This is a genomic window from Sphingomonas sp. (assembly GCF_041661825.1).
In the GTDB taxonomy this organism is placed as follows: Bacteria; Pseudomonadota; Alphaproteobacteria; order Sphingomonadales; family Sphingomonadaceae; genus Sphingomonas.
The window spans coordinates 291,498-304,370 of the sequence record NZ_JBAZTU010000004.1 but is presented as its reverse complement, the minus strand read 5'-3'; the positions used below and the strand labels follow the sequence as shown (position 1 = coordinate 304,370).

General features: G+C 65.7%; 14 protein-coding genes. 10 read left to right on the top strand and 4 right to left on the bottom strand.

The annotated features are described in order from the left end of the window. Positions 1-151 precede the first annotated feature (151 nt). Complete coding sequence (locus WC729_RS20015; protein WP_372856071.1) at positions 152-3,277, top strand: TonB-dependent receptor domain-containing protein; 3,126 nt, start codon at positions 152-154, stop codon at positions 3,275-3,277. Between the two features lie 58 nt (positions 3,278-3,335). Continuing rightward, complete coding sequence (locus WC729_RS20010; protein WP_372856069.1) at positions 3,336-4,931, top strand: glycoside hydrolase family 28 protein; 1,596 nt, start codon at positions 3,336-3,338, stop codon at positions 4,929-4,931. Between the two features lie 170 nt (positions 4,932-5,101). On the opposite strand, the gene WC729_RS20005 is transcribed toward WC729_RS20010, so the two are convergent. Next, on the bottom strand, positions 5,102-5,920 hold the full coding sequence (locus WC729_RS20005) for an SDR family NAD(P)-dependent oxidoreductase (RefSeq protein WP_372856067.1): 819 nt from the start codon (positions 5,918-5,920) through the stop codon (positions 5,102-5,104). A gap of 88 nt (positions 5,921-6,008) precedes the next feature. Here WC729_RS20005 and WC729_RS20000 point away from each other — a divergent pair, with 88 nt between their 5' ends. After that, entirely contained in the window at positions 6,009-6,449 is a 441-nt protein-coding gene (locus tag WC729_RS20000) for a winged helix-turn-helix transcriptional regulator (RefSeq protein ID WP_372856065.1), read from the top strand. 45 nt (positions 6,450-6,494) lie between these two features. Then, on the top strand, positions 6,495-7,103 hold the full coding sequence (locus tag WC729_RS19995) for a DedA family protein (protein ID WP_372856063.1): 609 nt from the start codon (positions 6,495-6,497) through the stop codon (positions 7,101-7,103). Here WC729_RS19995 and WC729_RS19990 read toward each other — a convergent pair. Next, positions 7,096-8,352, bottom strand: a complete 1,257-nt coding sequence (locus WC729_RS19990) for a NupC/NupG family nucleoside CNT transporter (RefSeq protein ID WP_372856061.1) — start codon at positions 8,350-8,352, stop codon at positions 7,096-7,098. The two genes, WC729_RS19995 and WC729_RS19990, sit on opposite strands and share 8 nt — an antisense overlap. Positions 8,353-8,481: 129 nt before the next feature. Between WC729_RS19990 and WC729_RS19985 the strand changes: the two genes are divergently transcribed. Continuing rightward, the gene (locus WC729_RS19985) at positions 8,482-9,117 is read left to right on the top strand and encodes a queuosine precursor transporter (RefSeq protein WP_372856059.1); all 636 of its coding nucleotides are present in this window, start codon (positions 8,482-8,484) and stop codon (positions 9,115-9,117) included. A gap of 25 nt (positions 9,118-9,142) precedes the next feature. Here WC729_RS19985 and WC729_RS19980 read toward each other — a convergent pair whose 3' ends face one another. Further along, a complete protein-coding gene (locus WC729_RS19980; RefSeq protein ID WP_372856057.1) occupies positions 9,143-9,502 on the bottom strand; it encodes a type II toxin-antitoxin system VapC family toxin in 360 nt (119 codons plus the stop codon). Next, positions 9,499-9,696, bottom strand: a complete 198-nt coding sequence (locus WC729_RS19975) for a type II toxin-antitoxin system VapB family antitoxin (protein WP_372856055.1) — start codon at positions 9,694-9,696, stop codon at positions 9,499-9,501. The genes WC729_RS19980 and WC729_RS19975 overlap by 4 nt, the downstream gene beginning before the upstream one ends. Before the next feature lie 116 nt (positions 9,697-9,812). On the opposite strand from WC729_RS19975, the gene argB reads away from it, so the two are divergent. The 5 genes from argB (at position 9,813) to WC729_RS19950 (ending at position 12,867) form a co-directional block, all read left to right on the top strand. Next, positions 9,813-10,712: an acetylglutamate kinase gene (argB, locus tag WC729_RS19970; RefSeq protein WP_372856053.1), complete on the top strand. Its 900-nt coding sequence runs from the start codon at positions 9,813-9,815 to the stop codon at positions 10,710-10,712. Positions 10,713-10,785: 73 nt separating this feature from the next. Beyond that, positions 10,786-11,091, top strand: a complete 306-nt coding sequence (locus WC729_RS19965) for a YggT family protein (RefSeq protein ID WP_372856637.1) — start codon at positions 10,786-10,788, stop codon at positions 11,089-11,091. Positions 11,092-11,093: 2 nt separating this feature from the next. Beyond that, a complete protein-coding gene (locus tag WC729_RS19960) occupies positions 11,094-11,396 on the top strand; it encodes a DUF167 domain-containing protein (RefSeq protein ID WP_372856051.1) in 303 nt (100 codons plus the stop codon). Continuing rightward, positions 11,393-12,268 (top strand): bifunctional methylenetetrahydrofolate dehydrogenase/methenyltetrahydrofolate cyclohydrolase FolD, encoded by an 876-nt coding sequence (gene folD, locus WC729_RS19955; RefSeq protein ID WP_372856049.1) that lies wholly within the window; start codon positions 11,393-11,395, stop codon positions 12,266-12,268. The genes WC729_RS19960 and folD overlap by 4 nt, the downstream gene beginning before the upstream one ends. Continuing rightward, a complete protein-coding gene (locus WC729_RS19950) occupies positions 12,265-12,867 on the top strand; it encodes a hypothetical protein (protein WP_372856047.1) in 603 nt (200 codons plus the stop codon). The genes folD and WC729_RS19950 overlap by 4 nt, the downstream gene beginning before the upstream one ends. Positions 12,868-12,873 lie beyond the last annotated feature (6 nt).

The following is a 12,873-nucleotide window of genomic DNA, read 5'->3' as shown; positions in this document are numbered from 1 at the left end:
GGAACTGACTTCGAGGGTCGAAATACACAGGAACGGCATCGCGGATCGAACGGACGAACAAGACCGGTAATCGGCGAACGACAGGGCCGCGCAAGCGGCCGGGATAAACGGAGCGCCTCCTGCGGGGAGGCCGCAAGAGGGGATGGAACCTATGAAAGACACCCAGATCATCAGCCGCCGCGCGCGTTTTCTGTGCGGATCGGCGCTCGTCGCCGCCGGCCTGAGCTTCGCCTCGGTCGCTTCGGCCCAGACGGTTGCACCCGTCATCGACCAGAGTGCGATACCGGCTGTCCCGTCGGACGAAGCGACGGTTGGGCAGGAGCAGGAAATCACCGTCACCGGCTCGCGCATCAAGCGCGCCGAGTTCGACGCCTCGACCCCGGTCAGCGTGCTCAGCCAGGAGGATGTGAAGCTCGCCGGCACGGTGAATATCGAGAAGCTGCTGAGCGATTCGCCGCAGTTCGTCGCCTCGCAAAATGGTGGCGCTACCTCGAACACCGTTCCCGGTGGTACGGCCGACATCAACCTTCGCGGCTTCGGCGCCACGCGCAACCTGGTGCTGGTCAATGGCCGCCGCTTCGCGATCTATGGTCCGGATCAGGTCACCGATCTCAACACCATCCCGACCGCGCTGATCGCCCGGACCGAGATCGTCACCGGCGGCTCGTCGGCGGTGTACGGCTCGGACGCCATCACCGGCGTCGTCAATTTCATCATGCGCGACGATTTCGAGGGCGTGGAGGCCAAGGCCCAGCTCAACTACGCTACGCCCACCGGCACCCCGACCTACACCTTCGACGTCACGCTCGGCGGCAATTTCTCGGAAGGCCGCGGCAATTTGGTCGTGTCGGGCAACTACCTGAAGCGCGGCGCGATCACCCGCGGCGAGCGCGGCGACTTCGCCTATGATTCGCTGTCGGACGGCTGCATCGTGCCCGGCAGCGGCAACGCCAACCATGCCGGCACGCCCTTCGCCATCCCGGGCGGCCAGACCTGCACTTCGGCCGGCGGCCAGCTCGGCTTCATCGCCGGCGGCAGCGGCGACATTCCCAATGGCCGTTTCTCGGGCCTCCCGACCTTCGGCTCCGCCAGCCCGGCGCTTCAGGCGGCCTACACCGCCGCCGGTCTCGGCAGCCTCGGCTCGCGCGGCTTCACCTTCAACAATGAAGGGACGACCGCGCGACCGGCGCTCACCCCGCAGGACGATTTCAACCTCGGCCCCGACAACTACCTGATCGTCCCGCAGGAGCGCTGGATGATCAACAGCTTCGGTCACTACGACTTCAGCGACAACATCACCGGGTACATGGAGCTGCACTACTCCAACAATCTGGTGAGCGCGCAGCTGGCGCCGAGCAATGTCGGCGTGCCGACCCTGTTCAACACCAACAATCCCTATCTCACGCCGCAGCTGCGCGAAGTGTTCCGCCAGCTCGATCTGGCCGAGGTCGGTACCACGACGGTGACCAGCGGGTCTGCCTCGCGCACCACGGTCGCGGGTGATGGACTCGCAGTGGTCACCGCCGGTCGTCGTTACCTCGAGGTCGGACGCCGCCAGGCCGATGCCCGCCGCAACACCTTCCGCGGCGCCTGGGGCTTCCGCGGCGATCTGGGCAGCGTATCGGACAGCTTCCTGACCGACCTGTCGTATGACGTCTATTACACCTATGCCCGCACTGAAGAGACGACGCTGCTGCGCAACGCCATCTCGCGCAGCCGTCTTCAGGCGTCCCTGCTCTCGGCGGGCGGCGCGGCCCCGGTCTGCAACATCTTCGGCCAGAACATCACCGCTGCCTGCGCCTCGGCGATCTCGATCAGCGCGACCAACTCGACCACGGCCGAGCTGCAGGTCGCGTCGGGCAACGTCACCGGCAACTTGTTCTCGCTCCCGGCCGGCCCGGTCGGCTTCTCGACCGGCGTCGAATGGCGCAAGTCGAGCGCGAAGTTCAATCCGGACTCGTTCCTGTCCTCGGGCGACGTCGCCGGCTTCAACCCGGGCCTGCCAACCAGCGGCGAGGTCTCGGCCAAGGAAGTGTTCGGCGAAATCCGCGTGCCGCTGATCCACAACACGCCGTTCATCGAAAGCCTGACCGCCAACGCCGCCTTCCGCTATTCGGATTACAGCCTGAACGGCATCGGCGGGGTGTGGACCTATCTCGGCGGGCTCGATTGGCGCGTCAGCAAGGATATCGCCTTCCGCGGCCAATATCAGCGCGCGATCCGCGCACCGAACGTCAACGAGCTGTTCGGCGGCACCAGCCGTTCGGTCGGCGCCGCGACGGATCCGTGCTCGGCTTCGACGCCCGTCGCGCAGCAGACGCCCACCCTCAAGGCATTGTGCGCCGCGACCGGCGTGCCGACCAACGCCTTGTTTGGTGGCCCCAACATCGGCGGCGTTCAGCCGAACAACATCATCCCGGCGGATTTCGGCGGCAACACCAATCTCGGTGCGGAGAAGTCGGATACCTTCACCGCGGGCGTGGTGCTGACCCCGACCTTCGCCAAGGGCCTCTATATCAGCGTCGACTATTTCAACATCACGCTGGACGGCGCGGTCTCGGCGCTGGGCGGCGGCCTGCAGAACACGTTGAATCTGTGCTATAACGTGATCCAGGACGCCAACAGCGAATATTGCCGGGCGATCAAGCGCGATCCGAACTCGGGCGCGATCAACGATCCCTATGTCGCGCAGATCCGCAACGCCAATACCGGGTCGCTCAAGACCTCGGGCATCGACTTCGCGGCGCGCTATCATCTCGAAACCGGCTTCGGCTTCCCGGGCCTGGGCGACACGAGCTCGTTCGACTTCAGCACCAACTTCACCTGGCTCGACGAGTTCACCTCGACTCCGGTCGCGGCGTTCCCGAACATCAAGAACTACTGCGCCGGTGCATTCGGCACGACCTGCGGCCAGCCGCTGCCGAAATGGCGGGGCAATTCGCGCATCACCTGGAACCTTGGCGATCTGAGCCTCAGCGTCCGGCATCGTTATATCGGTTCGGTCACTACCGACCGCTATCTGCTGCCGCTGCGTGCCGGTGCGACCAACGCGCCGCCGATCACCAACTTCGCTTATCCGAAGCTGGGCGCGCAGAATTATTTCGACCTCTCCTTCACCCTGGACGTGATGAAGAGCCTGCAATTCTACGGCGGCGCGAACAATGTGTTCGGCAAGCAGCCTCCGGTCTCGACCCAGGGTCCCGGCGCGAATACCTTCGCCGCGACCTATGACGTGATCGGCACCGAGCTCTTCATCGGCGCCCGCGTGAAGTTCTAAAAACGGATCGGGGAAGCGGCGGGACCGCCGCTTCCCCTTTCGATTGCAGGGAGGCTCAATGACGCTCGATCGCCGTTCGATGATCCTGGGCGGATCGGCCGCCCTGACCGCGGCAGCGGGCGCCAGCCCCGCGCTGGCCGCCGAGCGCCAGGGGCCGCTGCCTATCGCCGGCGCAAGCGGCTGGGTCGATGTCCGCCAGTTCGGTGCGAAGGGCGACGGTACGACGATCGACTCGATCGCGATCAACAAGGCGATCGATTTTGCCGCGGCGCGCGGCGGCGGCACGGTGTTTTTCCCGGCCGGTACCTATGCCAGTTACACCATCCGCCTGAAGAGCCGGATCACGCTGCATCTCGATCAGGGCGCGACGATCCTCGCGGCGCCCGCGCCGACCACCGGCAGCGGCGGCTATGACCATGCCGAGCCGATCGGCGATCACGGCGCCTATCAGGATTTCGGCCATGGCCATTGGCGCAACAGCCTGATCTGGGGCGAAGGCCTGCACGATATCGCGATCGTCGGATCGGGCCTGATCTGGGGCAAGGGCCTCGGTCGCGGCGACGGCAAGGACAATTATCTCAGCGACCCGAACGGCCCGGGCACCGGCAACAAGGCGATCGCGCTGAAGCTGTGCCGCAACGTGCTGCTGCGCGATTTCCAGGTGCTCGAAGGCGGCTGGTTCGCCCTGCTCGCGACCGGTGTCGACAATCTGACGATCGACAATCTGCTGGTCGACACCAACCGCGACGGCTTCGATATCGATTGTTGCCGCGGCGTGCGCATCACCAATTGCACGATCAACTCGCCCTGGGACGATGCGATCTGCCCCAAGAGCAGCTTCGCGCTCGGCTATCCGCGCGACACCGAGGATCTGATGATCGCCAATTGCCTGGTCACCGGCAATTACGTGATCGGATCGGTGATCGACGGCACCTGGAAGAAGATGCCGGCCTCCTTCGCCAATACCGTCCACGGCCGGATCAAGTTCGGCACGGAATCGAATGGCGGCTTCAAGAAGATCACCATCAGCAATTGCGTGTTCGACGACAGCCAGGGCCTCGCGCTGGAAACGGTCGACGGCGCGAATTTCGAGGATGTGACGGTCACCAACGTCACGATGCGCGGCAGCTTCAGCTCGCCGATCTTCATGCGGCTAGGGCGGCGCATGCGCGGGCCGAAGGACACGCCGATCGGCACATTGAAGCGGGTGCTGATCACCAATATCGTCAGCTCGGGCGCCGGCTGGCTGCCCTCGATCCTGGCCGGCATTCCCGGCCATCCGATCGAGGATGTGAAGATCAGCGACGTCTTCCTCCACCAGATCGGCGGCGCCCCCCAGGCGATGGCGGCACTCCGCCCGCCGCTCAACGAGCTGGCCTATCCCGAGCCCAACATGTTCGGCGACGTGCCCGCCACGGGATTCTTCATCCGCGACGTGCGCAATATCGAGATGAGCAATGTCGAGATCGCGGTGGAGAAGGCCGATCCGCGCGCGGCCTTCTATCTCAACGATGTGACGGAAGCGGATTTCTTCCGCCTGCGCGTGCCAAGGGGCGAAAGCTTCGTGCTCGACCGGGTCACCAATTTCCGCAGCTTCGGCAGCCGCTGGCTGAAGGACCGGACCGTCGACGGGCTGGTATCGGATCGATTCTAACCTTCTAAGCCCCTCCCCTTCAGGGGAGGGGAAGGGGGTGGGGCAGCGTCGAACGGGGCTCGATGCCCCGTTCGACGTTTCGAGCTAGGCGAAACGAGTCTTTTTGAGCGCGCAGACGCGCGCACCCACTCCCCAACCCCTCCCTTGAGAGGGAGGGGTGAAGAGAGAGGTCAGGCGGCAACCGCTTCCTTGATCGCCTCACGATAACGCGGCGCAACCTCGCGGTTGGAAAGCTTGCCGTCCATCGCCAGGCGCGCGGCCTCATAGGCATCCCACTGGCCCTCATCGGCAAGCGGCGGAATGGTGATCGTCTCGCCGCGATCGAAGCCGAGCAGCGAGGCGTCGACCAGATGGTCCGCTTCCATCACCCAATCGACCGGGAAAGAATCGACATCCTTGCCCGACCGCGCCCAGATCTCGGTGCGGGTCGCGCCGGGCAGTACCGCCTGGACGCGCACGCCCTGCGGTTCGAGCTGCTTGGCCAGCGACTTGCTGAGATTGAGCAGATAGGCCTTGGAGCCGCTATAGACGCCGTCGAACATCTCCGGCAGCAGCGCCAGCACCGAAGCGATGTTGATGATCCCACCGCTCTTGCGCGCGGCGAACGCCTTGCCTGCAGCAGCGGCCAGCAGGGTCGGCGCGGTGATGTTGAGCGCGATCAGCTTCTCGACCTGGCTCACCTCGCTGTCGAGCAGGCCGCCGTTGAGTGACATGCCGGCATTGTTGACCAGCAAGGTGATCGCGGCATCGGAGGCGAGGCGATCCTCGACCTTCGCCACATCGGCGCGGTCGGTCAGATCGGCGGGCAGCACCTCGATCGAACGGCCGGTCTCGGCGCTCAGCGTCGCGGACAGCGCTTCCATCCGTCCGGCGTCTCGGGCGACGAGGATCAAATCATAGCCGCGGCGGGCGAGGCGGTCGGCATAAACGGCACCGAGTCCAGTCGATGCGCCGGTGATGAGGGCAGTGCCCAGAGTCGAAGTCGTCATGGTGTGTCTCCTTGCTCAACCCGGCGCCTACAGGAAGGAGCGGTGCCGGTGACTTGCATAATGATAGGAACATGACTATCATTGTGCAATGGACACCGAAAAATATTCGAACGGGCCTTGCCCCGTCGCCCGCGGCCTCTGCCATGTCGGCGATGCGTGGAGCATGCTGATCCTGCGCGATGCGGGCGGCGGTGCGACGCGTTTCGACCAGTTCCAGAAGAATCTGGGCATCGCGCCGAACATCCTGACGCGCCGCCTGACCGCGCTGGTCGAGGGCGGCCTGCTCGAACGCCACCGCTACAGCGAGCATCCGCCGCGCGACGAATATCTGCTGACTGATAGCGGCCGCGATTTCCTGCCCGTGCTGTTCGCCTTCGGTGCCTGGGGCGCCCGGCATTTCGGCGATGCCCCGGTCTCGTATCTGGTCGACAATGGCAGCGGGGCGTCGGTCGACGCGGTCGTGGTCGATCGGGCGACTGGCACGCCATTGTCCGATCTCGACCTTCGCGTGGCGCAGCCCGAGGCCTGACGGCGGGCTGGTCAGGCTCGACACGATCCGCCATCAATCGGCCGGATGACGATCAACTCCCTCATCGCCGACTATGGCCTGGCCGCGATCTTCCTCGGCGCGGGGATCGAGGGTGAGACTTGCGTGGTCGCCGGCGGCGTGCTCGCGCACCGGCATTTGCTGCCGTTATGGGCGGTATGGCTCGCCGCGGCGTCGGGCTCGTTCGTCGCCGACCAGCTGTTTTTCGCCTCGGGCCGCTATTTCCGCGATCATCCCCGCGTCAAACGCATCGCCGCGAAGCCCGGTTTCGCCAAGGCGCTGGTCACCTTGGAGCGGCATCCCGTGCTGTTCGTGATGGGTTTCCGCTTCCTCTACGGCCTGCGCACCGTCAGCCCGATCGCGATCGGCACCTCGCATATCCGCACACGCACCTTCATGCCCCTCAACGCGCTCGCCGCGGCGATCTGGGCGGCGCTGTTCACCGGCATCGGTTACGGCTTTGGCGACGGGATCGAGCGGCTGTTCGGGGGCGTGCTGTCGGCTGATCGCCTCGTTCCGATCGCGGCGGTCGGGCTCGTCGCGCTGATCGCCATCGCGCAAGCCGTGCGCTGGTCGCATCACCGTTATGCCGACCGGTGCGAACGCACTGCCAGCGCGGTCCGGCAGGTCAGCTGATCAGCATCCCCGCGAGCGCCGCGCTCATCAGGTTCGCCAGGCTGCCCGCGATCAGCGCGCGGATGCCCAGCTTGGCGATCATCGGGCGCTGGTTGGGTGCGAGGCTGCCGGTCACCGCCATCTGGATCGCGATCGACGAGAAATTGGCGAAGCCGCACAGTGCGAAAGTGATCACCGCGATGGTCCGCGGGCTCAGGCCCTGCTGAGCCCCGAGCGAGATATAGGCGACGAATTCGTTGAGCACGATCTTCTGCCCGAACAGCCCGCCGGCGATCTGCGCCTCGTCCCATGGCACGTTGAGCAGGAACATGACGGGCGCGAAGACATAGCCGAGCAGCCCCTGGAAGCTGAGCGTCGGATAGCCGAACCAGGCGCCGACCCCACCAAGGATGCCGTTGGCCAGCGCGACCAGCGCGACGAACGCCAGCACCATCGCGCCGACGGCGACGGCCAGCTTCACGCCGGTCTGGGCGCCCTGCGCCGCCGCCATGATGATGTTGGCGGGCTTTTCCTCATCATGGCTCGCCTCGGCGATATGGATCACCTCTGCCTCGGGATCGTCGCCCAGCGGAAGCTGGTCGAACGGCGCTTCCTTCACGTCGGGCATCATGATCTTGGCCATCAGGATGCCGCCGGGCGCGGCCATGAAGCTCGCCGCGAGCAGATATTCAATGCGGATGCCCATCGAGGCATAAGCGGCGAGGATCGTGCCCGCCACGCCGGCCATGCCGCTGGTCATCACGGTGAACAGCTGGGCCGGGGTCAGGCTTGCGAGATAGGGGCGGATGACGAGCGGGGATTCGCTCTGCCCGACAAAGATGTTCGCTGCCGCGCAGAGCGATTCGACCTTGGACACGCCGATCACCCATTCGATCGCGCCGCCGAGCCAGCGCACGACCAGCTGCATGATGCCGAGATAATAGAGGATCGAGACGAGCGCTGCGAAGAAGATGATCACCGGCAGCGCCTGGATCGCGAAATTCTTGCCGAGCGGGTCGGCGGCAAGGCTGCCGAACAGGAAGCTGGTGCCGGCATTGGCATAGCCGAGCAGATTGGCGACGCCGGTCGACATGAACTCCAGTGTCCGCACGCCGGCCGGCACCTTGAGCACCAGGATCGCGATGCCGGCCTGGAGCAGGAACGCCGCGCCGACGACGCGCAGGCGGATCGCGCGGCGGTTGCTCGACAGCACAAAGGCGATGCCGAGGATGACCGCGATGCCCGCGATGCCGATGAGGAAATGGTTCATAAGTGGCGCCCCGCCCTGCCAAAACTAACGACGCTACCCAATGGGCACGCGGGGACCCACCATACAGACAGGGCGCGATTGGGCTAGTGGCGGTTTGACGTGCGCGTAAAAGGCGGTAGCGTCACCGCGATGAACCAGACCGCCCCCGCGATCCCGCGCTCGCTCTTCGTCTATTCGATCTTCTATGGCGGCATGGTCTGCATCGCGGGCGTGCTCGGGGTGAAACAGGTCCAGCTCGGCCCGCTTGCGGTCGAGGCCGGGATCTTCGGCTTCCTGCTGCTCGTCGTGATGGGCAGCGCGGTGACCGAGCTGCACGGCCGCAAGGCGGGCGACATGCTGGTTCGGTACGGGTTCGTGCCGCTGATCGTCGCTGCCTTGCTGATTCAGCTGGTGCTCGCCCTGCCGACCGATCCCGACATGTACCCGCCCGCCATCGACGCTTTTCCGATCGTGGTCGGGCAGAGCGCGCGGATGATGATCGCCGGACTGATCTCCTACGGCACGTCGCAGACGCTCAACATCTTCATCTTCTCGAAGCTGCGGCGGGACACCGGTAAAATGCTCTGGCTGCGTGGCATGATCGCCAGCATCGTCAGCCAGGTGGTCGACACCGTGCTGTTCATCTCGATCTCCTTCCTTGGCGAACGCCCCATCCTGACGCTGATGGGCGGCCAGATGCTCGCCAAGGTCGTGCTGTCGATCGTGCTGGTGCCGTTCCTGATCACCTTCTTCGTCTGGCTCGGCCGCCGCCTGGACGCGCGCTGAGAATCGCGCGCCGCAGGGGAAGCATCTAGGGCGCAGCGACACCAAGTCGTTGCGCCGCGCCGTGGAGACGCTTGTCACGAGTCCAGAAGGTGCTGGCACTTAGCAGCGTCGACGCCAGCAAATGAGCATCGACATAGCCGATGCCGAGTCCCGACAAGGCATGTCGATCGATGAAGTCCAGTACCTCCTTGTCTTCAGCGACGACTGCTTGGGGCAGACCCTGCAGCGCGCCCAGCACTGTGTGGCGCTGACGGAGGTTTCCGAGGGCGATCTCGCCGATCACGAAAGGATGGACGAGAACCTGCCCCGCTGTGAGGAGATCGGTGAGGAGCGGATCACCGCTGCGCAGGTGATCGACCCACACCGAACTGTCGACCAGGATCATGCAGGCTCGGCTCGGCGACGTGGCGTTACCGAGAGATCGGGTTCGCTGCCGCCGAGCCGGGCGAGACGTAGGGCGCTTTCGCGTTCGATGAGAGCTTTCAACGCCTCTCGGACCAGCAAGGACTTCTCCTTCAGGCCGGTAAAGGCCTGAGCCTTGGCCACGAGATCGTCGTCGAGGGCGAGGGTAGTGCGCATGGGAGTCTCCAGTGTCAGGCACGGATAATAGCATCATTTGATGTCGAACTCCATGTCTGCATCGATGGGGCGGGGTATAGCTTTCGCTCCGGGCCCTGAATCAGTAAGGGGCCCGCATGACCGATCACTTCCCCGAACCGGCCCTGCTCGCCAAGGCCGAGACGCTTGTCGAGGCGCTGCCCTATATGCAGCGTTATGCCGGCGCGACCTTTGTCGTGAAATATGGCGGCCACGCCATGGGCGATCCCGAGGCGGCGCGCGATTTCGCCGAGGATGTGGTGCTGATGAAGGCAGTCGGCATCAACCCGGTCGTCGTCCATGGCGGCGGGCCGCAGATCGGCGCGATGCTCAAGCGGCTCGGAGTCGAATCGCGCTTCGTCGATGGCCTGCGCGTCACCGATGCGGAGACCGCCCAGATCGCCGAGATGGTCCTGGCCGGATCGATCAACAAGGAGATCGTCGGCTGGATCGGCCAGGCCGGCGGCCGTGCCGTCGGCATCTCGGGCAAGGATGGCGGTTTCGTCACCGCTGAGAAGGTCGGCCGCAACACGCCCGATCGGCTCCAGGGCATCGAACGCCATGTCGATCTCGGTTTCGTCGGCGAACCGGTCGGGGTCGACCGGCGGATCATCGATACGCTGTCGTCCGCCGGGATCATCCCGGTCGTCGCGCCTATCGCACAAGGGGTCGATGGCCAGACCTACAACATCAACGCCGATACGATGGCCGGCGCGATCGCTGCCGCGCTCGGCGCGCAACGCCTGTTCATGCTGACGGACGTGGTCGGCGTGCTCGACAAGCAGGGCGAGCTGCTGACGGATCTCGATCCGGCGGCGATCGCCGAATTGCGCGCCGACGGCACGATCAGCGGGGGCATGATCCCCAAGCTCGAGACCTGCGTCGCGGCGGTCGAGGGCGGAGTCGACGCCGCCGTCATCCTCGACGGGCGGGTGCCGCATGCGATGCTGCTGGAAATCTTCACCCGGCGCGGCGCGGGAACGCTCGTTCGGCGCTGAACGGGTCTGTTCGAAACGGACGCGTTTCGCTACGCTTGCCTTCCACTCGACCCGGAGATCCCCCTTGACCTTTTTGCTGGTCCTTCTTCAGATCGTACAGGTGCTGCTCAACGTCGTCTGGTGGATCATCGTGATCCAGGCGATCCTGTCGTGGCTGATCGCCTTCAACGTGATCAACACCTATAATGATACGGTGCGCCTGATCTGGGAGGCGCTCAAGAAGATGACGGAGCCGCTCTACCGCCCGATCCGCCGCGTCATGCCGGATTTCGGCGCGCTCGACCTGTCGCCGCTGGTGGTGCTGCTGATCCTCTTCATCCTGTCGAACATCATCCTGCCGGCCATCTACAACCAGATCGTCGCCGCGCCCGTCGTCTGATCTTGCCCGCCTGGGCGCTCCGGCCGGACGGGATCGCGATAGCGGTTCGTGTCACGCCCAGATCCTCCCGCGACATTCTCGCGGCGGGCACGGACGATCATTTCGCGGCGCGACTGGCCGCACCGCCGGTCGAGGGTGCGGCCAATGCGGCGCTGATCGCCGTTGTCGCGAAGGCATTCGGTGTGCCGAAACGCGCTGTGACGCTGATCGCCGGCGAGACCGCGCGATTGAAGCGGCTCCAGATATCGGGCGATGCCGCGCTGCTGGCGAAAATCGCCGCCAGTCTTTATGAGGCGGCGCCATGAGCGCTGATATCATCGACGGAAAAGCCTTTGCCCTGGCCCTGCGCGGCCGCATCGCCGAGCAGGTGACGGCGTTTGTCGCCGCCGCCGGCCGCCCGCCCGGGCTGGCCGTGGTGCTGGTCGGCGACGACACCGCCTCCGCCGTCTATGTCCGCTCCAAGGGCAAGGCCGTGAAGGCCGCCGGCATGGAGGGGTTCGAGTTCCGCTTCCCGGCCGAGGTATCGCAGGAAGAGCTGCTAGCGCTGGTCGACCGGCTGAACGCGGACGTGAATGTCGACGGCATTCTCGTCCAGCTTCCCCTGCCGGCGCATATCGACGAGCGGGTCGTCACCACCCGGATCGACCCGGACAAGGATGTCGACGGTTTCCACCCGGTCAATGCGGGCCGGCTCGCGACCGGGCTCAACGGCTTCGTGCCCTGCACCCCGCTCGGCTGCATCATGCTGCTCAAGGACCGGCTGGGCGACCTGGCCGGGCTCGACGCCGTGGTGATTGGCCGCTCGAACATCGTCGGCAAGCCGATGGCGCAGCTCCTGATCAAGGAAAGCTGCACCGTCACCGTCGCGCATTCGAAGACGAAGGATCTGTCGAGCGTCGTCCGCCGTGCCGATATCGTCGTGGCGGCGGTCGGCCGGCCCGAGATGATCCGCGGCGAATGGATCAAGCCCGGCGCGACCGTCATCGATGTCGGCATCAACCGCACCGAGGACGGGCTGGTCGGCGACGTCGATTTCGCCGGCGCGGCCAGCGTCGCGGGCGCGATCACCCCGGTCCCGGGCGGGGTCGGGCCGATGACCATCGCGGTGCTGCTGCGTAACACTCTCGTCTCGGCGCATCGTCGCATGAAGGTCCCGTACGACAAGGAAGCGCTGTGATCCTCCTGCTCCTCGCCGCCGCCGTGCCGCAGACCGCTGCCCAGGCCGAGAAGGCCTTTGCCGGCGCTGCGCAGGCCGAAGGGCAATGGACGTCGTTCCGCCGCTTCGCGACCGAGGATTCGGTGATGTTCGCGCCCCAGCCGGTGAAGACGCAGGACTTCCTCAAGGACCGCAAGGACCCGCCGGCTGCGTTGATGTGGTGGGCGGCGGACAGCTATGTCTCGTGCGACGGCGCGCTGGCGGTCAATACCGGCCCATGGATCAGGCCGAAGGGCGATGCCTTCGGTTATTTCTCGACCATATGGCAGCGCCAGGGCGACGGCAGCTGGAAATGGACGATGGACGGCGGCGACGGCCTCGCCACACCGCGCCCGGCCGGCGACGCGCCGACAATCCGCCGCGGCTCGTGCAAGGGCAGCCCCTCCACCGTCGCCGCGGTGCGCTACCGCGACGGCGAGACCGCCGAGGGCCAGTCGGAGGACCGCACGCTCGCCTGGCGCTGGCACGTCGCGCCGGACGGCGCGCGCAGCTTCGACGTCTGGCTGTGGGACGGGCGGGTGATGAAACCGGTCATGGCCGACCGGATCGCCGCGCAATGAATGCGT